The organism is Enterovibrio nigricans DSM 22720 (assembly GCF_900167155.1).
Lineage (GTDB): Bacteria > Pseudomonadota > Gammaproteobacteria > Enterobacterales > Vibrionaceae > Enterovibrio > Enterovibrio nigricans.
The window spans coordinates 94,560-118,425 of sequence record NZ_FUXU01000008.1 but is presented as its reverse complement, the minus strand read 5'-3'; the positions used below and the strand labels follow the sequence as shown (position 1 = coordinate 118,425).

Sequence of the window (23,866 nt, the reverse complement as noted above, 5' to 3'; positions counted from 1 at the left end):
CATGAGACTACGACGATTGATGGGTGTAGCCGATCAGATCGTAGCTTCTAGATTTAGTTCCATCGATTTAAGCAACAAAGCCTCTCTCAAGCCGAGTTGACTAAAGAATGCATTGTCGCGTTTGTGGTGACCAGTTCTGGAGATTCGACCGATGCAAGCCAAATTCGAGAAGCTCTAGTATCGCAATTACCTGGTTATATGCTTCCCAGTCATATTCAAGTGTTGACCGCGCTGCCATTGACCGACAACGGGAAAGTGGACCGCAAGCGCCTTGCTCTGCTCCCCTTTGAATCGATGGGTTCTATTGATAGACAAAATGCAGTGATGTCTGCGCCTGAAACCGAAATTGAAGAAGAAATTCACAGGCTTTGGTGCGAGCTATTCAAGCGCTCTCCAATATGCTGCGAGCGGGGTTTTATGGCAGTGGGCGGTACGTCCGTTCTGGCTATTCAACTCTTAGGATCTGTGCACTCTGAACTTGGTATCGAAGTGAAGTTTTCCGACTTTATTACTCGGGCGAACACCATTCGAGACCTGTCCGTGTGGATAGAAGAACTGATTCTGGCAGACATGAGCGATGAAGAAATTGAAGCATTGATGGCGTCTGAATAGTAGTCAATCAAGACACAGCAATGAATACAACCAGTCACCTATAAAGCGAGTAATGTATGAGTGGTGAAAGAAAGGGAAGACTTTCGCTTTCCCAGGAGCAAAGAAAAAAACTTCTGACCAAACGTAAGTTCAAATCGACGAGTGGGATTTCAAGAGCCAATCGAGAAACGAACGCAAACACTTTTCCGGTGACCGATCTGCAACAAGATATGTGGGTACTGGAAAGCCTCAACACCTCGGTTTCGACGAGTAACATTCCCTGCATGTACACGGTAGAGCATTTTGATGCGAAAGCGGTACAAGCGGCGATGGATAAGGTGGTTCAACGTCATGAGAGCCTAAGAACCGTATTCAGAAACGAAGAAGGTCGGCTAAAACAATGTGTGTTGCCAGTGATTCATTACGCCATTGATCAGTCCGTTGAGTTATCACAGTCTGATACCAGCAGCCTTAACCGTATCATTCAACAGTTTATTGCCGCACCGTTTGATTTGCACAACGGGCCACTTTTTCGAATTCATGCCATACGGTGTGAGGATACTCACACGAAAGTTATCTTCGTTTTCTCACATCTAATTTTTGATGGTGGCTCGATTGTTAACTTTGAGCGTGATTTCTTCCATTACTACCCTTTTATGTCAAGTTCGACTGCGCTTCCTGGATTACCGATACAGCAAGGAGATTATGCCCTCTGGTTACAACAAGAAGTGCAGATAAACCGTCGTTCTGAGCATTTGGCGTATTGGAAAGAACAGCTTGCTCTGTGTGATGTTTCTCTGTCGCTCCCCTGCGACCGCATGCCTGGGGTTCAGACAGACATAGAGGTACGCCAGTGGGAGCATGTATTGCCTTCCTCACTGACACAGTGGTTGAAGCAGTGCTGTGTTGAGCAAGGTGTGTCGCTGTATTCCACATTGCTGTCGGCGTATGCGATATTGCTGCATCGAATGACGGGTCAGTCAGATCTCGCCATCGCGTCTGCGTTAACCAATCGTAGTCGACCAGAGCTTCGTGAGTTGGTTGGGCTTTTCGCCGGAGAGGCGTTGTTGAGAATTCAGCCCGATCAGTACCACACCTTTTGGGAAGTGGCTCAATCGGTTCAAACAACGGTTTTTGAGGCGATTGAACACAGTGATATTTCTCTTGGTCAGATCAATCGAGCGCTCAACCTCACTCAAGATAGCCAGGACGGTCAGGTTGCGCGAACTTTGTTTTTGTTGCGTGAACACCGAAGCTATCTTGGTGAGAAATACAAGGTGGAAGGTTGGAGAGCATATGGTGAAGAGCGTCTTGGTAATGATCAAAACCGTTACGACCTGAGCCTGATTTGCCGAGATGAAATTGATACAGTCCGTGTGGCTTTTAACTATAAACCCGCGTTGTTTAATGAGCGTACCATAGCGCTTTTCGGCGAGATATTTGAACACATTTTGCACTGTCAGATGTCTTCGTCGCTTCCGATTGGTCAATTGCCATTGCTGGATATTCAGCGATTGCTTGCAGATTCAGAGCACTGGAATCGAACTCAGAAATCGTATCAAAGCAGTGAAACCCTTCATTCGATGTTTGAGGCGCAAGTTGAAAAAACACCGGATAACATAGCACTTATATTTGGTGAGCACTCGCTGACGTATTGCCAGTTAAACCAGCAGGCGAATCAGCTAGCGAGATTACTCCAGCATGACTATCAGAGTCTAAATCATCACAGCTTAACCCCCAACACGCCTATCGCACTCTATTTAGATCGAAGTCTGGAAATGGTAATCGGCATTCTGGCTGTGATGAAATCGGGTGGGGCTTATGTGCCCATTGCAATTGATAACCCAGCCAAGCGCACTCGCTATATCCTTGAGGATACCAACGCGCAATTCATCCTGACACAGCAAGTGTGGGAAAAGCAGGTTAGAAGCATCACAGAAGGCTTAGGCACGACATGCATCAGCATCGACAACGTCGAGATTTATGCTGATCAATTTACTCAGAACATAGAGACTCAAACTACTAGCCAGGACATGGCTTATATCATTTACACGTCCGGAACTACAGGGCAACCCAAAGGGGTAATGGTGCCTCATACGGGCGTAGTGAACCGAATTGAAGCGCTTCAAAGTCAATATACGTTGAGTGCGCACGACCGAGTTCTACAAAAAACGCCATACACTTTCGATGTTTCAGTCTGGGAGTTGTTATGGGCGAACTGGACGGGAGCGGCTATCGTCATGTCTGCGCCCAAGGCACATCAGTCTCCTGAACAAATATTGGAGACCATTCGCCAACACTCGATCACTTTGGTCCACTTTGTTCCTCCTATGTTGACTGGGCTGAGCCACTACCTTCAGCACGCTAACCTGTCTTTGCCATCCAGTGTGAAACGCGTATTTTGTAGCGGGGATGCGCTTACACCTGAACATATTCGTTTGTTCAACGCTATCAATCATCATGGAGCAACGCTTCACAACCAGTACGGTCCGACTGAGGCATCCATTGAGGTCAGTTATTACGATTGCCAGCTTACTGAGACGGATACCGTACCTATCGGGCAGGCGATCCAAAACGTTCAGTTGTGGGTAATGGATCCACACAGCAAGCAACTTCAGTTGTGCCCGGAAGGTTTGCCGGGCGAGCTTTACATCGGTGGTGTCGCGGTAACCAAAGGGTACTTTAATCGGGAAGAACTGACGCAAGAACGTTTTGTGGACAACCCTTTTGCTTCGCAAGAAGATACTCATACAGGGCGCAACAAGCTCTACAAAACAGGCGACTTAGTCTGCAGACGAGAAAATGGTGATCTGGAATATTTGGGGCGCAACGATTTTCAGGTGAAGGTGCGGGGTTACCGTATTGAGCTGGAGGAAATCGAATCTGCGCTGCAAGCTCACTCTCGTATTCAGGATGCATGTGTTCACACCATTGATAAATCGGGTGAGAAGAAGCTGGTGGGTTATTACACCGAAAAAGCATCTCTGGTTTCCGGTAGCGTGGAAGAAGATGGCGTCGCCATCTGGAAAAGTGTTTATGAGGCCGAGTACAAACCAGACAATCAGGCGATCAATCAATTCGATATTCGAGGCTGGAAAAGCTCGTTCACCCAAGCGCCAATTCCTGCTGACGAAATGCGGGAGTGGGTGGATGCGACCGTATCCAGAATTACAGCTTTACATCCTCGACGAGTGTTGGAAATTGGCTCCGGTTCAGGCCTGATCTACTACCCGTTGTATCGTCAGTGCGAGCACTACATTGCGACCGATTTTTCTGAAAATGCTATTCGACGGCTTTCCCTCGCCGCGTTGGAGCTTGGCTATGATGGGGGCAGCGAATTTGTTAGCTGCCCGGCAGATCAGATTTCTTCGTCTCTGGAAGGGCAGTCCATCGATACCATTGTGATGAACTCTGTTTCTCAGTATTTTCCGAGTCAGCAGTACCTTGACAAAGTATTGACGCAAGCCATCGAAGGCATGAGCGATAAAGGACAATTGTTCCTCGGAGATATGCGCGACTTGCGCCTTCTTGAAGCGTTTCACCTTGCTATATTGTCCCACCGCTCTCCTGAAAAGCCTGTGCATCAACTGGTTAATCAAGCCAAATGGTTAGCGTCAAAGGAAACCGAATTGGCCGTTTCACCTGGTTACTTTTTGGCGTTGTCGAGTCGGTTTTCCTGCGTTCATTCGGTCGAAATTTTGCCTAAGCGAGGGCACGCAGAACACGAAATGAATCGATTCCGGTTTGATGTTGTTATCAAAGTGGATAAGGCGAGCTCAACATTTTCGAGGTCAGCACTCAAATCATTTTGTTCTGTGGATTACAGTGCTGACTTTCAGCTAGATGAGCTGCTGCGCCGTGAAGGTGAAAATTTATGGGTGAACGGTTACCCAGACTTGCGCGTGCAGTCAGTGCTGGCTGACTTGAATGTAAGGCCAGTGTCTTTAGAGCCTATCGTCTCTATTGAGGCGTTGCATGAACAAGCGAGTCGTTACGGTTACACATTCAAGGTGCTACTCGCTAACGAAGCGGATCAAGCGGGCAGACTGCATCTGTTTTTTTCCCGCAGTAAGACAATCGCTATTACGAATCTGGATTTTGATACCGACGTTGCAAAAGATAATCTGACTAATACGCCTAATATCGCCTCCAAATTGCTGACCTATGGCGAGCTAAGCGATTACTTAGCACAGCGACTTCCTGCTTACATGGTGCCAGCAGCATTTGTTTCAATGAAAGCCTTTCCGCTGTCGAGCGCGGGCAAGCTGGACAGAAATGCACTCCCCGAGCCTGAGTTTATTGATCAAGATAACTATGTGGCACCTGAAACCGATCAGGAAATGGATCTTTGCCATATTTGGAAGCAAGTGCTAGGTATTGAGAGTATCGGGGTCAACGACAACTTCTTCCGTATCGGCGGCGACAGCATTATTGCTATTCAGCTAGTGTCTAAACTTCGCCAGGCTGGGTTCTCTGTGCAGGTCAAAGACATGTTTGATTGCCCGACCGTTTACCAATTGAGCGAACGCTTGTCACAAGCGACTCCCGCCACCCAAATTGTTGCTGAACAGGGAGAATTGGAGGGCGCGTGTCATTTACTGCCCATTCAGCAGTGGTTCTTTGATAAAAAGATGACGAATCCACATCACTGGAATCAAGCGTTTATGCTGACAGTTGCGGGCGACGTCGACTGCCAAGCCCTCGAACACGCGATATGTCGGCTGGCAGAGCAACATGACATTCTCCGAGCTCGATTTAATCTTTCTGGTGACAAGCCAGAGCAGGTTTATCAAAGAACAGTCACCTTAGAACCGCTTGGTCGGCTAAATGTCATGTCGATGACTCAAGACGCGATAAGGGAGAAACTGACGCAATGGCAAAGTGACTTTGATTTGTTCCAAGGGCCACTGTGGCGCGTGGCGTACATTGAAGGTTATCCGGATGGTCAGGCTAGATTGTGGTTCGCTTTCCACCATCTGATTGTCGATGCGGTGTCCTGGCGAATCTTAGCAGACGATCTACAAGCGTTGATAAACGGCAAAGCGTTGAGTGAGAAAACCAGCAGTTATCGCCAATGGGCAGATGCAGTATCTCACTATCCAGAATCTCACTCTTCAGAGCGAGTGTACTGGGATCGTGTCGTTGCCGATTACTCATCCGTTGACTATACCCAAACACCTCAGCATAAAACGACGGTTAGCCTGTCAGAGCAAGAGACGTATCAACTTGTGCACAGTGCGAACCGAGGGTACCAGACAGAAATTAACGACTTGCTGTTAACGGCACTCAGCCTTGCCATGGCTGCCGCGTTTGAACAATCGGTTAATCACATTACTCTCGAAGGGCATGGGCGAGAATTGATAGACGAATCTCTGGATGTTTCCCGCACTGTGGGTTGGTTTACCACAGCGTATCCTGTCAGGTTATGTGCGCATGCAGATCTCTCAAGCACGCTCATTGCCACGAAAGAAATGTTACGAGCCATTCCAAGCAAAGGCATTGGGTACGGTGCCTTTGCGCCAATATTGGCACCTCATTCACTGCCTGATGTTTACTTCAACTATCTCGGACAGCTAGACAGCACAGGTCAAACTGCGCTGTGGACGGTAACAGATGAATACGCAGGTGAAGTGATAAGTCACCAGAATTGCGACACATCAAGGCTAAACATCAATGGCGGTGTCTTCAATGGCGGTGTCTTCAATGGCACATTGAAATTTGATGTGCTTTCCCAACTATCAGCAGCGCAAACCGCGTATTTTGTTGCGTCATTTAAGGATGCGCTGCAACGTGTATTGGTGCTGTGTGAGAGAAAAACGAAAGAGGGCGGCGTAAAAACCGCGAGTGACTTCGCGTGTCAGAACCTTAGCCAGCAGCAACTGGAAGCCATTCAATCCAGTACAGGCGAATCTGTCCGCATTGAAGCAATATACCCCGCCAGTAGTTTGCAACAAGGGTTTGTTTACCATTTCATCAGCCTCCCTGACGATGATTCGTATCGTCTTCAGGTACTGGTGGATTATGAGCGACACATTGATCTCTCACTCTATCTCCAAGCCTGGGAATTGACCGCACAGCAGTATCCGGCGTTGCGTATCGCATTTCACTGGGATGGCGAGATTGTCCAGGTGGTCAGTGATAAAACGAATGTAAGTGAGCATTTTACTCTGCATGATCTCAGGGGGTTGTCTGAACCTGAGATCGATTCACAGATAAATAACTTGCAAGCAGAGGCTCGCAGCAAACCGTTTGATTTATCGAAACCTGGGTTGTTCCGAGTGTCGTTGGTTAAGCGGTCAGAATCCCAATACACATTGATTCAGACTGCACACCACAGTATTACGGATGGTTGGAGTAACCCTATCCTGCTGAAAACGGTGCACCAGCATTACGATGCATTGATTCAGGGTTTAGAGGCGAAAACCGAGAAAGATACGGTATATGGTCGCGTTCAGGCGCATAAAGTGGCGCAGTACTCGAAATCTCAGCGCTATTGGAAGGAGAAAGCCCCCAATCTGCAGGCGGCGAATGACTTAAGTGTCTTGCTCTCTAATTCGGTAAACGTGGACAAGGTCCGATCACTTAACGCGCCTGCCGAGATAGTGCATCGCTTAGACGGGGACCGCTACACGGCACTGAGATCTGCGTGTCAGTCGTTAGGTGTAACCACCAATGTGGCGCTTCAGTTTGCCTGGCATAAGCTCATTCAAATGACGACGCAGGACGTGCAAACCATTGTGGGTTCAACGGTATCGGGGCGCGATGCTCCTATCGACGGCATCGAAGCGAGCGTAGGGCTATATATCAATACCCTTCCTCTGGCCGTTAAATGGGATGAATCGGCCACCATCGCAGATGTTTTAAGAAATATTCATCGAGGGATTGCCGAGCTGAGCAGTTTTAGCAGCATGTCGCTGGCAGATCTGCAAAGAGATGGAAAGCGCTTGTTCCACAGTCTATTCATTTTTGAAAACTACCCGTCTTACGCCGATGAAACAACCTCAGGCTTGGCATCTGACACTGTGCCTCGCAGTTGGAGCGATAAGATGGATTACCCGTTCTCAATCATGGCGTATGAGAGAGAAGGGGCGCTCAGTATCCAACTTGGCTTTGATAAGGCTTTGTTAGACGAGAAACTAGCGTCCAGATTGCTTGCGCGACTTGAGTCAATCTTGCTCGCAGTGGGGTTGGATAGTCAGCAGTTACATGAGCAGATAGATGTTATCAGTGAGCAAGAAAAGCAATGCCTGCTCGAAGGCTGGAACCAAACCGACGCTGAGCAACCCGTTGAACCCACGTGGCACCAATTGTTTGAAACGCAGGCTCGTCAAACACCAGAGGCCGTCGCGCTGGTTTATCAAGAAGAAGTGCTGACCTACCAAGCATTGAATGAAAAAGCTAACCAGTTAGCGCGTACGCTTCGAGATACTTACCGAGAGCGTCACCAATCTGAACTGACAGCCGATACGCCCGTTGCATTGTTCTTAGCTCGAAGCAGTGAAATGCTGATTGCAATGCTCGCCGTGCTGAAAGCGGGAGGGGCGTATGTGCCTATATCGCCTGAATATCCGAAAGAGCGCGCGCAGTTTATCTTTGAAGATACAGGCGCGCCCTTGGTACTGACTCAGCAAGCCCAACTAGGCGAATTAGATCATTGGTTGAACGCGCTTCCAGCCTTACCCGAGTTAATTGCCGTGGACAGCCCATCGGCGTATGTCGAGCAGCCAATGGATAACCTCGACGTTCCCCTATCGGGCAGTGACTTGGCGTACATCATCTACACCTCTGGCACAACGGGGAAACCCAAAGGGGTGATGATGCCACACGCTGCGTATGCAGACTTTATTCATCAATATCACCAGTCCTTGGGAGCGAAACCTGTTTCGCTGGTGAGTCTCACGCAATACACGTTCGACATCTTTGGGTTGGAATATGGGGTGCCATTGCTTTCCGGTGGCACCGTGTATTTGTCGGATATTCACCACGCCCCCGAGACGTTGTCAAAACACGCGGAGAATACCAACGTATTGCAGCTCACACCATCGGTGTGGTCGGTACTGCAAGTTGCCTTGAATGCGTCTGTCGATTTATCCCATCTCACCGTCATTGTGGGCGGGGAAAGCGGTTCTGAGGCCTTGTATCAAAGCTTGTCTTCGCGTTTCCAAAAGGTGGTTCAAGTTTACGGCCCGACAGAAACCTGCATCTGGAGTACACAATCGGAATACAAATCGGGTAATGCCAGCCTCATCGGCAGCCCTTTAAGTAACGAAAGTTGCTATGTCATTTCGACGCAAGGCAGGTTGTGTCCAATCGGTGTGCCCGGTGAGTTGCACATTGGCGGGGTGGGGCTTGCGCGTGGTTACCACAACAGAGAAGAGCTGACGCAGGAGCGTTTCATCATCAGCCCGATTGAAGGACACGATGAACGTTTATACAAAACGGGGGACGTAGTGCGTTGGCGCCATGATGGGCAATTGGAGTATATCGGCCGTAATGATTTTCAGGTGAAGATCCGAGGTCACCGTATCGAATTGGGTGAAATTGAAGCCGTGTTGCTCAAAGAGACAACAGTGCAACAGGCGGTGGTCATCGACCGAGAGAAAGAGGGTGAGAAATACCTGGCAGCATACGTCGTCAGCGACGCCCCAATAGACGTAGAGCAACTAAGACAAGCACTGTCGAGCCCCCTTCCTGATTTCATGGTGCCCTCGACCTTCACACAGATTGAAGCCATTCCGCTGACCATGAATGGCAAGTTAGACCGACGGGCATTACCTGAGCCGCAATGGTCTTCAAGCGACAACTACACCGCGCCGGAAACGGAACTGGAAATTGCCTTGTGTGGTATCTGGCAAACAGTGCTGGGCGCGGATCGAATAGGCATTCACGACAGTTTCTTCCAAGTGGGAGGTAACTCCATCAATGCGATTAAGGTCATTAGCCAGATCAATCGCAGTCTTGGTCATTCCCTTCGCCTTGAGTTGGTAGATTTATACACTGCTAAAACCATCGGTGAACTGACACAGTTTATTGAAGAAAACCAGAAGCAAAACTTTTTGGAAGAACAAGATAACGAAATGAGTATTTAGATATGTATGAGCTAGTCAATCGAATCAAAGCCAGCAACATGTCTATTTGGGTAGAAGCTGATGTGCTCAAGTTGGCGTTTTCCGGCGAAAAGCCGTGTTCTGAGTTGCTAGATGAAATCAAAGCCAATAAACCAGCTTTATTAGAATTACTTCAGCGGAATAAAGTCGCGTCTAAATACGATTTTTGGGAAAGAGAGATTCTTGGGCTGCTGTCAAAGCCGAAGGTGCTCTCGTTCTCTCAGGAACGAATGCTATTTATTGAGCAGTTCGAACAGGGAACCGATGCTTACCATATTCCTTACGTGTTTGAGTTAGATGAAGATGTTGATCTCTCGGCATTAGATCGTGCATTCCAGTTTATGGCAGCACGTCACCCAGTGCTGAACTCTGTGTATTTGTCTGATGAGCAAGATCGGCCGTATGTTCATTACTTAAACGAAGCTATTTCCATAGTGGTGAAGGTCCTGCCGGAGGGCTCGTCATTAAAGCAGACATTAGAATTCGAAATTGCCCGACCGTTTGATTTGACGACAGAGCCACCTATGAGGCTGATTCGATATAACGACGCAGAAAAAAAACATTTGTTAGTGATTTGGCATCACATCGCGTTTGATGGTTGGTCGACGGATGTATTTCTCAATGAGTTAGCGCTGGCATATCAAGCCTATTGCTCCGGTCAATGCCCTGATCTTGAAGAGCTTGAGTTAGATTTTAGTGACTACGCTTTGTGGCAACGTCAGCATCTTCAAGGTAAAAATCTAGACAAGCAGTTAGGCTATTGGACTAAACAACTCGCTGACGTTGAAAACTTGGCACTCCCTACTGATCGACCTAGACCTCCTCGCGTGGATTATCATGGTTTAGACGTCGTGTTTACCTTCAATGAGGGACTATCGCAACAATTGCGCGCCTTAGCACGCGAACGTGACACCACCTTGTACACTGTGCTCCTTAGTGGTTTTTACGCGACGTTAGCCATGTTGTCTGGGCAAAACAACGTGGTGGTAGGAACGCCTTCTGACAACCGTCAATCTCCTCAAGTGGCAAATTTAATTGGCTACTTTGTGAACACTTTGCCATTGCGAGCGGATGTTTCCTTGGCGAAAAGTGTAAAGGCTTTTATCGCAGAGGTGCATCAAACGGTGCTCGATGCTAAGGGGCATCAAGAGCTGCCCTTTGAGCAAATCGTTGAAGCGTTGAACGTAGAAAGGGATATGTCTCGACATCCTGTTTTTCAGGTTATGTTTGCGGTGCAGAGCTTTGGGGATAAAGGGCTGAAAGAGAATCCTCTGCCATTTAAGCAGGCGAAGTTTGATGATGTTAGATCTAAGGCTACCCCTGCTAAGTTTGATTTGAGCATGTACCTAGATGACAGCGAGAGAGAAATCTGGGGCAACATCAACTTCGCGACCAGTTTGTTTGATGAAACGTCCATCCATCGGTTCATCGAGGTGTTTATTCGTGTGCTTAATGGCTTTGTTGAAAATAGCCACCAAGCACTGGGTCAAATTGATGTCCTCTCAGAAAAAGAGAAACAGTTACTGTTGAACGACTGGAATCAGACCCAAGCTGCCTACCCACTACGTAATTTGTTTGAAGGCTTCTTTGAGCAAGTATTAAAACAGCCAAATGCCATCGCCGTTATCTCATCAGAAGGAAATTACAGCTATCAGGAAGTGAACCAGCACGTATTGTCACTTACTCAGGCATTGATGCAATACGGTGTTCAACGAGGGGAGCTGATAGGGCTACTGACAGAGAAGTCTGAGCGGCAGGTTGTCGCTACGCTGGGGGTTATGGCGGTAGGTGCGGCGTATTTACCACTGAATGTTGCTTGGCCTGCATCTCGCTTGCATGACGTATTACAAGCTGGCGGTGTATCGCGATTGATTATTTCAAAAGCGCAATATCATCATCTGCAAGTGTCGGAAGCTCCACAGCAAAACGGCGAACAACATTGGTTGAACGCTTACCAACTCATTATCGTCGATGACGAAATATCAGCGCCTACGCCTGAAAACTGGCAGCACTCGCTACCAAGCGTGCAACCGTCTGAACTGGCTTACGTTATCTTTACCTCTGGCAGTACCGGAAAGCCAAAAGGTGTAGTGATCAGCCACGACGGCGCTATGAACACCATTGAAGCGGTGAACCAGGCCTTTGATGTTCAGAAGCACGATCGGGTTTTGGCGTTGTCCGATTTGAGTTTTGACCTGTCCGTCTACGACCTATTTGGTACCTTAGCGGCTGGCGCCGCCATTGTCTTTCCTGAACAGACTGACGTTCAAAGTCCGGGGCGCTGGGTAGAGCTTGTAGAGGCCCATCAGGTGACGCTTTGGAACTCGGTTCCTCAGTTGGCGCAACTTTTGGTGGAAGAAGCAGAGCACATCCCTAACAAACTTCGTTCTCTCAGAGTGGTGCTGATGAGCGGTGATTGGATCCCCCTCCAACTTCCTGAACAGCTAAAATCTCTCATCCCTGATGTTTCTCCTATCTCTCTTGGCGGTGCGACGGAAGGCAGTATCTGGTCTATCTGGTATCCGATTGAAGACGTCAAACCTGACTGGACGAGCATCCCTTATGGCTTAGCGATGCCAAATCAGTCCATGTGGGTATTGAATGAGTTTGGTGGGCATTGCCCTGTCGGAGCGACAGGAGAGATTCATATTGGCGGCATCGGTGTTGCCAAAGGGTATTACAATGATCCTGTTCGCAGTGATGCGCAGTTCTTTGAGCACTCATCGCTAGGTCGGCTCTACCGGACGGGCGATTTAGGAAGCTGGAATCAAAACGGTTACATCGAATTCAAAGGTCGCAAAGACTTTCAGGTGAAAGTGCGGGGGTATCGGGTCGAGCTGGGTGAAATTGAGACTGTGCTTTGCCAACAGTCATCGGTCAAACAGGCGGTGGTGATTGATGTTGAACGCAACGGCGTGAAAACATTGGCGGCTTACGTTGTACCAGAGTGCAAAGGAAGTGATGACTTTGAACATCTAAAGGCGGTGGCTGCCGAGAAACTGCCGGAGTATATGGTGCCTTCCACCTATACGCCGATTGAGGATGTTCCGCTCACCGCCAATGGTAAGTTGGATCGCAAAGCACTCCCTGAGCCCGTTTGGCAGTCCATTGAGGCATTTACTCCGCCAAATTCTCCGTTAGAGCAATTATTGGCAGAGACATGGCAGGACGTTTTGAGCCTGGAAAGTGTTGGAACGCACGATAACTTCTTCCATATCGGGGGAAACTCCGTTGCTGCCATCCGTATGATCAGCATGTTGAACCGCGCGATCTCTGAGCGCGGGGAGTTTGAGCAAATTCGAAAACTAACAGTGACGGATCTGTTCAGGTATCCCAATATTGCTGGACTGGCGATATATCTGGAAGGGGATAGTGAAAGGGAGCATTCAGGATTACTTCACTGTTTAAAAGGCGGGCGATCCAAGGAAAAACAACTGATATGTGTGCCTTATGGTGGCGGAAGCCCGATTGCGTACCAACCGTTAGCCAGTTGCCTGCCGGATGACTTTTCCTTGCATGCACTGAATTTCCCCGGGCATGACTTCGCACAATCCGATGAACCTCTGATGCCTCTGCCTGAGATTGCAGAAAAGTGCGTGGAGGAAATCCTTGCTGGCATTGAAGGGGACGTATACCTGTTTGGCCACTGCGTGGGTGGCGCACTGACGTTGGACATTGCTCGTAGGCTTGAGTTTCAAGGCCGGCAAGTCCACAGAGTGTTTCTGGGGGCAACGTTTCCGTTCCCTAGACTGCCTTTTGCTGCCTTAGAATCCCTCAGGAAATGGATTCCATTTGATCGCTTAGTTTCTAATCGTCTTCGATTTGAGTCGATTTTGTCTTTGGGTGGTTTTTCTGAATCGATAGCGGAAGACGAACTCGACTTTATGATGACGGCCATGCGTCAGGATGTCAGTGATGCAGAGGATTTCTATACCAAAGCAAACTTATTTCCTGAGCAGTACCAAATTCAGGCACCGATTCTGTCTATCTATGGGGATAAAGACAAAAGCACGGAGTTTTTTGAAGAACGACATCAAGATTGGCAAGCATTTTCTAATGATGTAGACATGGATGTTTTGCCAGATGCAGGACACTTTTTCATTAAACATCAAGCACATGAATTAAGCGGCATCTTGGATAATCAAATCGCTAAGTGGCAATCAAATCAGCGTGAGTCCACCAAAGGAGGGCTGACAGAGACGGCGAGCCCTAAAAATCACGAGCGTTTCTCTTTCAGTAGCTGGCTACGAGGTCAGCGAGCCGAGCAAGAAGCCAATCCAAGTTTAACTTTGTTTTTCGTTATCGTGTTTGGGCAATTTATGTCGATGTTAGGCACGGGTGTTACGGCATTTGCACTGGGTACCTGGGTATACCTGCAAACTGGATCGGTTACTGAATTTGCTTATATCTCTGTTTTTGCATTATTGCCCGGAATTTTGATGCTTCCGCTTGCTGGCGCGCTCGTAGACCGCTGGGACAGGCGGATCATTCTGATGCTGAGTGATACCATTTCTGTCAGCGGCACCCTCTTCATCTTCCTGATGATGGCCACTGGTGAGCTTCAGATTTGGCAGATTTACACCGTTGTCGCTATCAGTTCCATAGGGCAAGCGTTTCAGCGACCCGCTTATATTGCCACCATTGCTCAATTGGTCCCCAAGCGTTATCTAGGGCGAGCCAATGGACTCGCGCAGCTAGCATCATCCAGCAGCCAAGTGATTGCAGTATTTGCTGGGGGATATCTATTCCTACAAATTGGGTTGAAAAATGTATTGATGCTCGACATAGCCGCGTTCAGCGTTGCGTTCACTACGCTGCTATTGATTCGATTTCCTAATTGTATGTTCAAAAAGAGAGAGCTGCCGCTTGTTCAGGAAATAATGGAAGGTTGGCAATACATTCTTCAACGCAGAGAAATGGTTGCCATGGTCGTCTTCTTTGCTGTCTATAACTTTGCGTTCAGTGCCATTGCAGTGCTGGGAACACCATTGATTTTATCGGTAGGTGAAGCTGATTTGCTCGGGCGAGTGCTGGCATTTGATGGTATTGGGCAGTTAGCCGGTGGTTTGTTAATGGGTATCTGGGGTGGCACCAAGTTGAGAGCACATGGAATGATTGGGTTTACCACTATGACTGGCATATCGATGATGATCGCGGGTTTGACGGCACAGCAGTTCTTCTTAATGCTAGGCTTTTTTGGTATTGGCATGTCACTGGCGCTCGTTAACGCACACTGGCAGTGCTTAATCCAAGTGAAGGTGGGGTTGGAACTTCAAGGGCGGGTCATAGCGACAAATCAGATGATGTCCTGGTCCATGATGCCACTTGCATACTTTGGTATTAGCTATATAGCAGAGCATGTGATGGAGCCTTTCGTTTATGGTGATTCTGCGATAGCTGTACTGATTTCATCGATCATGGGAGAAAGGGAAGGGCTTGGCGTTGGTTTACTGCTTACGGGGCTAGGGGCTTTTGCTGTTTTATGGAGTATTGCAAGCTTGCTGTATCGTCCTCTTAGGTTAATGGAGAAGCGTTTGCCCGACGCGGTTCCTTTGCCGCGACATAGTGAGTTTTCTTCAACGGAACAACCCAAAGGCAGTGTTGAAGTATCCAATACAACCCTTGAGTTAGGTTGATCTAGATGGTCTCAAAGATAGCGATAGATAATCGTAGTTGTCTGATTGAAGTGTGATTTCAGTTTGTTGTAAAGAACATGTCCGAAATTTTGTCAGTTTGGTAAAGCCATACTTTTATCTGCATAGAAGAAACCCGCTTCGGCGGGTTTTTTATGGGCGTTATTCTACGCACAAGCCGTTATAGACGAGCTCTTATGGACGTAACGCTGCCGAGATAGGAACTAGCTCTACTTCTTGTTGAAGCCTAGGCAGCATGGATTTTAATGTTTCCAACGTAACGGGAAGTGGGTGTGCAATCACCACGGCAGTACCACGTTTCTTAGCCTGCTGAATGGCAAGCTCTAGTTGATTAAGGATAAAGGCTTCGTTAGGGAAATGATCGAGAAACACATGGCGACGGTTGTTAGCAAGGCCGTGCTCCTTTGCTATGCGCTGCGCGACGGTACTTGGGGTCGTCCGGCTGTCGATAAAGCCAAGCTCGTGCGATCCCAATGACTCCATTAACCAGTGCATCGGTTCTTGGTGCTGCGTGAGCAAACTGCCCATGTGGTTGTTTACCGCGACAACTTGCGGGACGCGATAGAGGGCTTCTTGAATGCGTAACTGCATTTCTGATTTAGTCATCGACAATGTCAGAGAGTTTGGCTCTTGAGGTGTGCCGTCGGGGCTTTGCATCGGGAGGTGAAGCAGTACTTCACGATGCTGACTCAGCGCAGACAAGGTAACAGCAGTGTCGAACTCCGTGAATGGGATGACTGACACACTGATTTCTGGGGGGAGCGCTGCGATTTCTCTCGGCATCATGTCGTAGCCGAGATCGTCAATAATCAGTGCTAGTTTTGGCTTGTCAGTGTTGGAAGGCGCAGGGTTGGCAAGCACGGGCTCTGCCAGTGTCAGAATGAGTAGGGTGGTTACAGCAACAATCCTTTGCATCTGAAACCTACGTCAACTACCGCGTTAACCAGGGGCTGGGGTTAGTCGCATTGCCTTTTCGCCGTATCTCAAAGTAGAGCGCGGAATCTGATTGGCCGCCACTGTTGCCGGCCAGTGCAATCGGCTCTCCGGATTTTACTGTGTCACCTACATTTTTAAGTAAAGCTTGGTTATAGCCATAAAAACTCATGTCGCCTTGACCGTGGTCGATGACGACCATAAGACCATACCCACGCAGCCAGTTTGATAGCACGACGGTTCCGTCATGCGTCGCTTTAACCTCGTTGCCTTCTTTGGCGGCGATAACCATACCGTTCCATTTTAGTTGGCCGGATTGGGCACTGCCGAAACGATGAAGTACTTTGCCTTTCACTGGCCACTGCAGGCGACCTTTGTATTTGCCGAGCCCGTCCATTTTGACGCGTGCCTGCTCAGCGGCAATACGCGCTTGCTCTGCCGCTTTATCTAACTCGACCTTGAGGCGCTTTTCGTTGTCTCTAAGTTCAGTCAAATAGCCTTTGTCGCTACGAATCTGGCGCTGAATCGCGGAGGCAGTTTTCTTTTGGCTTCGTTGTTCAGATTCAAGCTTGGACTTGTCGCTGCTCATTTTGGCCAGCAGTGTGCGCTGCTTGTCCACCTGCGTGTTGAGCGCATGGCGTTTAAGCTGTAATTCGGTATCGGTTGCCGATAGCTCATTGATGGCATCGGTTCGGGCTTTTGACAGTTTTTCCGCGTAGAGGGTCATGCGGTCGAGCTCTTGCGTGTCTTTTCCGCTCAGCAATGCATTGAGTTGGCTATGTTGTCCCTGACGATATTGGCTATTTAGCAGCTCTTTGAGCAGCTCGACTTGGCCAAACCGGAGTTGTTCTAGGCGTTGGCTTTCTTTGTTAAGTGCGGAAATCTGCGTTTCGGTGGCTTGTAGGTCGCTTTTTGTTTTGCGCATCTGCCGGGCAATTTTGGCAATGGATTGTTCTTGCGTCTTTAGGTCAGATTGGAGGGTATTGAGCTTTTTAGTGTGCGACGTGAGTTGCTGCTCTTGTCGAGATATTTCACTTTTCATACCGGACAGCTGTTCGTCACTGGCTGTAACCTGAGTACTAAATGACAGGCATAACAAAAAGCCAGCACACAAGGCACTGACTTGGCAACGATTCGTGACGCGCAAAACTTTTTCCCACATATCTAGCAGTATATCAAGGAGGTTAATAAGCTGCACCTGTGGATGTACGGCAAAGCTGACAGAAAGTGGCTGGTGCGATCCCAATTTGATGGGAATTCGGTCACTAAGCCATCGAATGGTTCAACGGCAGAAACAAAAAACGCGCCCTTAAGCGCGTTTTTTCATCTGTTCGCGAAATTATTTCGCAGTGAACAGAGGCTTACCTGTCATGTCTTCTGGTGCATCAACGCCAGTCAATGCCAGCATGGTTGGTGCCAAGTCAGACAGTTTACCACCATCGATCAGGTCGATATCTTTGCTGCCGACGTAGATCAATGGAACTGGCAGGTTGGTGTGCGCAGTGTGGATACCACCCGTTTGTGGGTCAACCATCATTTCTGCATTACCGTGGTCGGCAGTGATCAGCAGTTGACCGTCAACCTCTTTGATAGCTTCAACAACACGGCCAATGCAGTGGTCGATAGCTTCAACAGCTTTTACCGCTGCATCGTATACGCCTGTGTGGCCAACCATGTCGCAGTTCGGGTAGTTACAGATAATCTGGTCGAATTTACCGCTCTTGATTGCGTCAACCAGCTTGTCAGTCAGCTCTTCTGAGCTCATCTCTGGCTGCAAGTCGTACGTCGCAACTTTTGGAGAGGCAACCAGTGCGCGCTCTTCACCTTCAAACACCTCTTCAACACCGCCGTTAAAGAAGAAGGTTACGTGTGCGTATTTCTCGGTTTCAGAAATGCGCAGCTGTGTTTTACCTTCCTTAGACAGCCACTCACCCAGTGTATTCACCAGGTTTGCTGAAGGGTATGCACATGATGCATCGATGTCTGCTGCGTACTCAGTCAGCATGACGAAGTCAGCCAGCTCAGCCACTTTCTTGCGTGCGAAGCCGTCAAACGCAGGCAAGAAAGTACGCGCGATTTGACGCGCACGGTCAGCACGGAAGTTCATGAAAATCAGGCTGTCACCGTCGTTGATAGATGCAACTGGCTGGCCTTCTGCACGAATTTCAGACGCTTGAACGAACTCATCGTTCTCTTCACGTGCGTAAGCCGCTTCCAGTGCATCAACCGCAGAAGCATAGGTGAATTCACCTTTTGCTTCAGTCAGCAAATCGTAGGCTTTCTCTACACGTTCCCAGTTGTTATCGCGATCCATTGCGAAGTAACGACCGATGATTGATGCAGTGCGGCCTTTGCCCAGCTTCGCGAACAATTCGTCGAAATGTGCCAAAGAGTTTTTCGCGCTGCGTGGTGGTGTGTCTCGACCGTCAAGGAAACAGTGCAGATACACGTTTTCTGCGCCGCGCTGAACCGCCATTTCTACGGCAGCCGCGATATGATCTTCATGGCTGTGAACACCGCCTGGAGACATCAGACCCATAATGTGAACTGCTTTGCCTGCTTTCGCCGCTTTATCCACTGCGTTAGTCAGCACTGCGTTGTCAAAAAAGTCACCATCCGCAATCGATTTGGTGATTTTTGTCAGGTCTTGATAAACGATACGACCCGCACCAATGTTGGTGTGGCCGACTTCTGAGTTACCCATTTGACCATCAGGTAGACCAACATCCATGCCTGATGCAGATATCAGGGTGCTGGTGCCCGCCATCAAGCCGTCAAGAACAGGCGTTTTCGCGTTAGCAACTGCGTTGTCGCTGTTGTCTTCGCGGTAACCCCATCCGTCCAGAATAACGAGTGCCAAAGGCTTCTTAGCAGACATACGGTGTCCTCTTTATGTCAATATCTTAAAAAATGATTAGCGTAACTTTACTACATTTTGTTGGTTAAGCAGTAGGCAAACTTTTTCGCTAAAAATTCAACAAATCTTGTAGCGGCAAGTGGTTAGCGCTTGTGTAGCCTGCGTTTGTCACTTAAGTGTGTCCTTACGAATCGCACTTTACCGGAAGATACACTGTAAAAACCTGTAGTAAGTCAACAGCCTCTGAGATGTCGTTAAGCAACCCAAAGGATGGCGAAAGGAAACATCGTCATATATGGCGAAAAAATGGGGGTGAATGTGATCAAATTCAAGGTTTGCTTAAGATCCAACAGTGAGCGAGGACATGTAAATCTCAGGCTATGCTGTATTTGATAGCGTGGAAGGTTATACTCGGGGTCGTTTTTTAGTGCCGATATACTTGTAGAAGTGAACTATGCAGCAGTTAATTGAATTTGTTCAAAGTAACTTGATTTTGTCACTGGTTTGGGTGGGTTTGGTTGTTGCGCTGATCATATCAGTCATCAAACAGAAAACCGCCGCATACAAAATCGTGACACCAACCGACGCCACAGTGCTCGCTAACCGTGAAAACGGTGTATTTGTTGATATCCGTAGCCGTGATGACTACCGTGCAGGCCACATTGCTGGCGCACTTCACGTTTTGGCAAAAGACATCAAAGCGGACAACGTTGGCGAGCTTGAAAAGCATAAGTCTGACCCTATCATTGTGGTATGCAAAACAGGTCAAACGGCCGCAGAAAGTGCCAACGCGCTGGCAAAAGCTGGCTTTGAGAACGTAAGCGTTCTTAAAGATGGCCTGATTTCGTGGAACGAAGCGAATTTGCCACTGATCCGCAGCAAAAAGAAAAAGTAATTGCACGCGGATAAGCGAATTACGGGCAGCCTCCAGGCTGCTTGACCCATTTCAAAATGCGAGAACGCATTTGTTTTATATAACAAGGATTTAATACCATGGCTGAAGCAGCAACCAACCCTCAAGCGCAGCAAAACTTTGCTATCCAACGTATCTTCCTGAAAGACGTATCTTTCGAAGCGCCTAACTCTCCAACCGTATTCCAACAAGAGTGGAACCCAGATGTAAATCTGGACCTGGACACGCAAAGCCGTGAACTGGGTGAAGGCGTGTACGAAGTTGTTCTGCGTTTGACTGTGACAGTTAAAAACAGTGAAGAAAATGCATTTCTGTGTGAAGTACAACAGGGTGGTATCTTCGCAATTGCAGGTATGGAAGCGCCACAATTGGCACATTGTCTGGGTGCGTTCTGTCCAAACATCCTGTTCCCATACGCACGTGAAACTATTTCAAGCTTGGTTGTTAAAGGCACGTTCCCTCAACTGAATCTGGCGCCAGTAAACTTTGACGCACTGTTCATGAACTACCTGCAAAGCCAGACTGAAAATCAAGAAAACGCTGACGCATAATCGCAGCAAATAAGGTCGACACGAATGTCAGATAACGCTAAGGCCAATGTTGCCATGACCGTATTGGGCGCAGGCTCGTACGGCACATCTCTTGCTATCTCTTTGGCGCGCAATGGTGCCAATGTGGTGTTGTGGGGGCATGAACCGGAACATATGGCGCAGCTAGAAATTGATCGCTCAAATGAAGCGTTTCTGCCGGGTGTCGCTTTTCCAGACTCACTGATATTGAGCGCGGATCTTGAAGAGGCAATACAAGTCAGCCGTGACATCTTAGTGGTGGTGCCAAGCCATGTATTTGGTCTGGTGCTTTCACAGGTGAAGCCATACCTTCGTGATGACCAACGTATTTGTTGGGCAACAAAAGGGTTAGAGCCTGAAACGGGCCGTTTGCTTCAAGATGTGGCAAAAGAACAACTGGGCGAGCACGTACCGCTGGCGGTACTTTCTGGCCCTACGTTTGCAAAAGAATTAGCGGCGGGTATGCCGACCGCGATTTCTGTCGCGTCGCCTGACGCCGAGTTCCTGACTGATTTGCAGGAGAAAATTCATTGTAGCCGCACGTTCCGTGTTTATGGCAACAGTGATTTTATCGGCATTCAATTGGGGGGGGCGGTGAAGAACGTAATCGCGATTGGTGCTGGCATGTCAGATGGCATCGGTTTCGGCGCGAATGCGCGAACGGCACTTATCACGCGCGGCCTTGCTGAGCTCACTCGACTGGGGGTTGCTCTCGGTGCTGAACGTGACACCTTTATGGGCATGGCAGGACTCGGCGACTTGGTACTCACCTGTACCGATAACCAATCGCGCAATCGCCGTTTTGGTTTGGCCCTCGGCCAAGGCAAGGGTGTTGACGAAGCGCAGGACGAAATTGGTCAGGTGGTAGAAGGTTATCGCAATACTAAAGAAGTTCGTGCGCTGGCGAAACGCAACGGTGTGGAAATGCCCATTGTAGAGCAAATTTTCCAAGTGCTTTATGAAGGTAAAGATGCCCGTCTCGCTGCACAGGATTTGTTGGCTCGCCAACGAACCTCTGAATAGTTTTTGTGCGAAATTAGGTCTAAAAAAACGCGGGAGTAACTCCCGCGTTTTTTATTTTTGCGACACATCACGAGTCAACGACCGAACATCTCCTTGCTACACTGGCAGGATATTGGGTTGTTTCGCTATCTATGTCACACTTATACCCAAGCAACTTGGATCCAACATCGTTAGGTCGTTTGGGTATAAAATAACGCTCATCAGAACGACATAGAAACCTCAAGGACTGAGAGGTGGCTGGTGCGGCAAGTAAGCAATGTCATAACGGAATGAAATAGGTACGAACATGTATAGGGTGTGCGGAGAAGGCAACGCCAAAAAGTGCCAACAAGACAAAGTGTGGAAAGCGATCAAGCGTGAAGCGAAAGAGCAGAGTGAGCGCGAGCCCATGCTGGCGAGTTTCTTTCATGCCACGATCATTAAGCATGATTCTTTGGCGGGGGCGCTGAGCTACATTCTTGCCAATAAACTGGCTACACCAAGTATGCCGGCGATGGCAGTGCGTGAAGTGGTTGAAGAAGCTTACGCGGGTGATATTGGTATCGTGGATGCGGGTGCATGTGATATTTGCGCGACGGTTGAGCGCGACCCGGCGGTTGAGCTCTATTCGACCCCGCTACTTTACCTGAAAGGTTTTCATGCATTACAAGGCTTTCGAGTCGCTAACTGGTTGTGGCACCAAGGACGTCGTGAACTCGCTGTCTATTTACAAAATCAAATCTCTGTTGCGTGTCAGGTGGATGTTCACCCTGCGGCACGTATTGGCTGTGGCATCATGTTTGACCACGCAACCGGCATTGTCGTGGGTGAAACAGCGATCATTGAAGATGATGTTTCAATCCTTCAAGATGTTACGCTTGGCGGTACAGGGAAAGAGTCTGGTGATCGCCACCCTAAAATTCGTACCGGTGTCATGATTGGTGCCGGCGCAAAAATCTTGGGGAATATCGAGGTCGGAGAGGGTGCGAAAGTTGCGGCGTGTTCCGTCGTACTTATTGATGTGCCAGCGCATACGACCGCAGCCGGTGTGCCTGCAAAAATTGTTGGCGCACCGAGCAGTGACAAGCCGTCTTTGGATATGGACCAGAAATTTTCTGGCAGTCAGACATTCAGTGAAGGAGATGGTATCTAAATACGCTCGACGTGCTTTCAATCTCTGAAACAAAAAACGGAGCCAATGGGCTCCGTTTTGTTTTAGCGACAACGCTGCATTAGAACAGCTTGGTTGCCACGTCATACAGATCTTTGCGGAAAGGACGACGCATATTGTCGATCGCATCGATGATATCGTGGTGAACCAGTTGTTCATTCTGGATACCCACACAGCGACCACCTTCGCCTTGCATCAGCAGATCAACGGCGTATGCACCCATGCGTGACGCCAAGATACGGTCGAAGGCACGAGGCTGACCGCCACGTTGGATATGACCCAGAATGGTTGCGCGGGTTTCACGGCCAGTTTCTGATTCAATGTACTTCGCTAACTCGTTGGTGTCGGTCATCAGCTCAGTGATAGTGATGATCGCGTGCTTTTTACCCTTGTAGATACCTTCTTTGATCTTTGAAATCAGGTTCTCTTTGTCCAGACCGATTTCAGGCGTAATGAAGTACTCACAGCCGCCTGCAATAGACGCTGCTAGAGTCAAGTCACCGCAGTGGCGACCCATGACTTCTACGATAGAAATACGCTGGTGAGAAGAAGACGTATCACGCAGACGGTCAATCGCTTCTACAACTGTGTTCAACGCAGTCAGATAACCGATGGTGTAGTCGGTGCCTGGGATATCGTTGTCGATAGTGCCTGGCAGACCGATACATGGGAAGCCCATCTCAGTCAGTTTCTTTGCACCCATGTATGAACCGTCACCACCGATAACAACCAGTGCATCGATGCCGTGCATTTTCATGTTCTGGATAGCTTGCTCACGTACTTTCTCGTCTTTGAACTCAGGAAAACGTGCTGAGCCCAAGAAAGTACCGCCTTTGTTGATAATGTCTGAAACGCTAGTGCGGTTCAGCTTCTCAATGCGGTTTTGATGAAGACCCTGATAGCCGTCGTAAACACCATACACTTCCAGACCTTCACTCAACGCAGCGCGAACAACGCCACGAATCGCTGCATTCATACCCGGGGCGTCGCCGCCACTGGTCAAAACACCAATTTTACTAACCATGGTTACCCTCTGACTTTGGGAATTGAAATTTCAAATCCATTGATC

Annotated in this window: 11 protein-coding genes; 7 read left to right on the top strand and 4 right to left on the bottom strand. The window is 48.6% G+C overall.

Translation table 11 applies throughout. From position 1 onward, the window contains the following. Positions 1 to 96: 96 nt before the first annotated feature. Genes B5D35_RS05275 through B5D35_RS05265 form a run of 3 tightly spaced genes read left to right on the top strand, consistent with a single transcriptional unit; the run spans position 97 to position 15,334 of the window. The gene (locus B5D35_RS05275; protein WP_078751545.1) at positions 97 to 612 is read left to right on the top strand and encodes a phosphopantetheine-binding protein; all 516 of its coding nucleotides are present in this window, start codon (positions 97 to 99) and stop codon (positions 610 to 612) included. A 56-nt stretch (positions 613 to 668) separates the two neighbouring features. After that, positions 669 to 9,680, top strand: coding sequence for a non-ribosomal peptide synthetase (locus B5D35_RS05270; protein ID WP_078751544.1), 9,012 nt, complete (start codon positions 669 to 671; stop codon positions 9,678 to 9,680). 2 nt (positions 9,681 to 9,682) lie between these two features. After that, the gene (locus tag B5D35_RS05265) at positions 9,683 to 15,334 is read left to right on the top strand and encodes a non-ribosomal peptide synthetase/MFS transporter (protein ID WP_078751543.1); all 5,652 of its coding nucleotides are present in this window, start codon (positions 9,683 to 9,685) and stop codon (positions 15,332 to 15,334) included. 192 nt (positions 15,335 to 15,526) lie between these two features. Here B5D35_RS05265 and B5D35_RS05260 read toward each other — a convergent pair whose 3' ends face one another. The 3 genes from B5D35_RS05260 to gpmM form a co-directional block, all read right to left on the bottom strand. Beyond that, on the bottom strand, positions 15,527 to 16,267 hold the full coding sequence (locus B5D35_RS05260) for a divergent polysaccharide deacetylase family protein (RefSeq protein ID WP_078751542.1): 741 nt from the start codon (positions 16,265 to 16,267) through the stop codon (positions 15,527 to 15,529). 16 nt (positions 16,268 to 16,283) lie between these two features. Beyond that, entirely contained in the window at positions 16,284 to 17,447 is a 1,164-nt protein-coding gene (locus B5D35_RS05255) for a peptidoglycan DD-metalloendopeptidase family protein (protein ID WP_078751541.1), read from the bottom strand. Between the two features lie 177 nt (positions 17,448 to 17,624). Next, entirely contained in the window at positions 17,625 to 19,163 is a 1,539-nt protein-coding gene (gpmM, locus tag B5D35_RS05250; RefSeq protein WP_078751540.1) for a 2,3-bisphosphoglycerate-independent phosphoglycerate mutase, read from the bottom strand. 433 nt (positions 19,164 to 19,596) lie between these two features. On the opposite strand from gpmM, the gene B5D35_RS05245 reads away from it, so the two are divergent. The 4 genes from B5D35_RS05245 to cysE all read left to right on the top strand — a co-directional run bounded on the left by B5D35_RS05245 (position 19,597) and on the right by cysE (position 22,779). After that, on the top strand, positions 19,597 to 20,037 hold the full coding sequence (locus tag B5D35_RS05245; RefSeq protein ID WP_078751539.1) for a rhodanese-like domain-containing protein: 441 nt from the start codon (positions 19,597 to 19,599) through the stop codon (positions 20,035 to 20,037). A 98-nt stretch (positions 20,038 to 20,135) separates the two neighbouring features. Continuing rightward, positions 20,136 to 20,606 (top strand): protein-export chaperone SecB, encoded by a 471-nt coding sequence (secB, locus tag B5D35_RS05240; RefSeq protein WP_078751538.1) that lies wholly within the window; start codon positions 20,136 to 20,138, stop codon positions 20,604 to 20,606. A gap of 24 nt (positions 20,607 to 20,630) precedes the next feature. Next, complete coding sequence (gene gpsA / locus B5D35_RS05235) at positions 20,631 to 21,647, top strand: NAD(P)H-dependent glycerol-3-phosphate dehydrogenase (RefSeq protein ID WP_078751537.1); 1,017 nt, start codon at positions 20,631 to 20,633, stop codon at positions 21,645 to 21,647. Between the two features lie 286 nt (positions 21,648 to 21,933). After that, positions 21,934 to 22,779, top strand: coding sequence for a serine O-acetyltransferase (cysE, locus tag B5D35_RS05230; protein WP_078751536.1), 846 nt, complete (start codon positions 21,934 to 21,936; stop codon positions 22,777 to 22,779). A 79-nt stretch (positions 22,780 to 22,858) separates the two neighbouring features. Here the strand turns inward: cysE and pfkA are convergent, their stop codons facing one another. Continuing rightward, positions 22,859 to 23,821 carry a 6-phosphofructokinase gene (gene pfkA, locus B5D35_RS05225; protein WP_078751535.1) on the bottom strand — a complete coding sequence of 321 codons (963 nt, stop codon included), beginning with the start codon at positions 23,819 to 23,821 and terminating at the stop codon, positions 22,859 to 22,861. Between the last annotated feature and the right edge of the window lie 45 nt (positions 23,822 to 23,866).

What these genes read in the sequence shown, in the direction of transcription:
- B5D35_RS05270 (WP_078751544.1), top strand. Translation starts at nt 669, where the DNA reads ATGAGTGGTGAAAGAAAGGGAAGACTTTCGCTTTCCCAGGAGCAAAGA.
- B5D35_RS05265 (WP_078751543.1), top strand. Translation starts at nt 9,683, where the DNA reads ATGTATGAGCTAGTCAATCGAATCAAAGCCAGCAACATGTCTATTTGG.
- B5D35_RS05260 (WP_078751542.1), bottom strand. Translation starts at nt 16,267, where the DNA reads ATGCAAAGGATTGTTGCTGTAACCACCCTACTCATTCTGACACTGGCA.
- B5D35_RS05255 (WP_078751541.1), bottom strand. Translation starts at nt 17,447, where the DNA reads ATGTGGGAAAAAGTTTTGCGCGTCACGAATCGTTGCCAAGTCAGTGCC.
- gpmM (WP_078751540.1), bottom strand. Translation starts at nt 19,163, where the DNA reads ATGTCTGCTAAGAAGCCTTTGGCACTCGTTATTCTGGACGGATGGGGT.
- B5D35_RS05245 (WP_078751539.1), top strand. Translation starts at nt 19,597, where the DNA reads ATGCAGCAGTTAATTGAATTTGTTCAAAGTAACTTGATTTTGTCACTG.
- secB (WP_078751538.1), top strand. Translation starts at nt 20,136, where the DNA reads ATGGCTGAAGCAGCAACCAACCCTCAAGCGCAGCAAAACTTTGCTATC.
- gpsA (WP_078751537.1), top strand. Translation starts at nt 20,631, where the DNA reads ATGTCAGATAACGCTAAGGCCAATGTTGCCATGACCGTATTGGGCGCA.
- cysE (WP_078751536.1), top strand. Translation starts at nt 21,934, where the DNA reads ATGTATAGGGTGTGCGGAGAAGGCAACGCCAAAAAGTGCCAACAAGAC.
- pfkA (WP_078751535.1), bottom strand. Translation starts at nt 23,821, where the DNA reads ATGGTTAGTAAAATTGGTGTTTTGACCAGTGGCGGCGACGCCCCGGGT.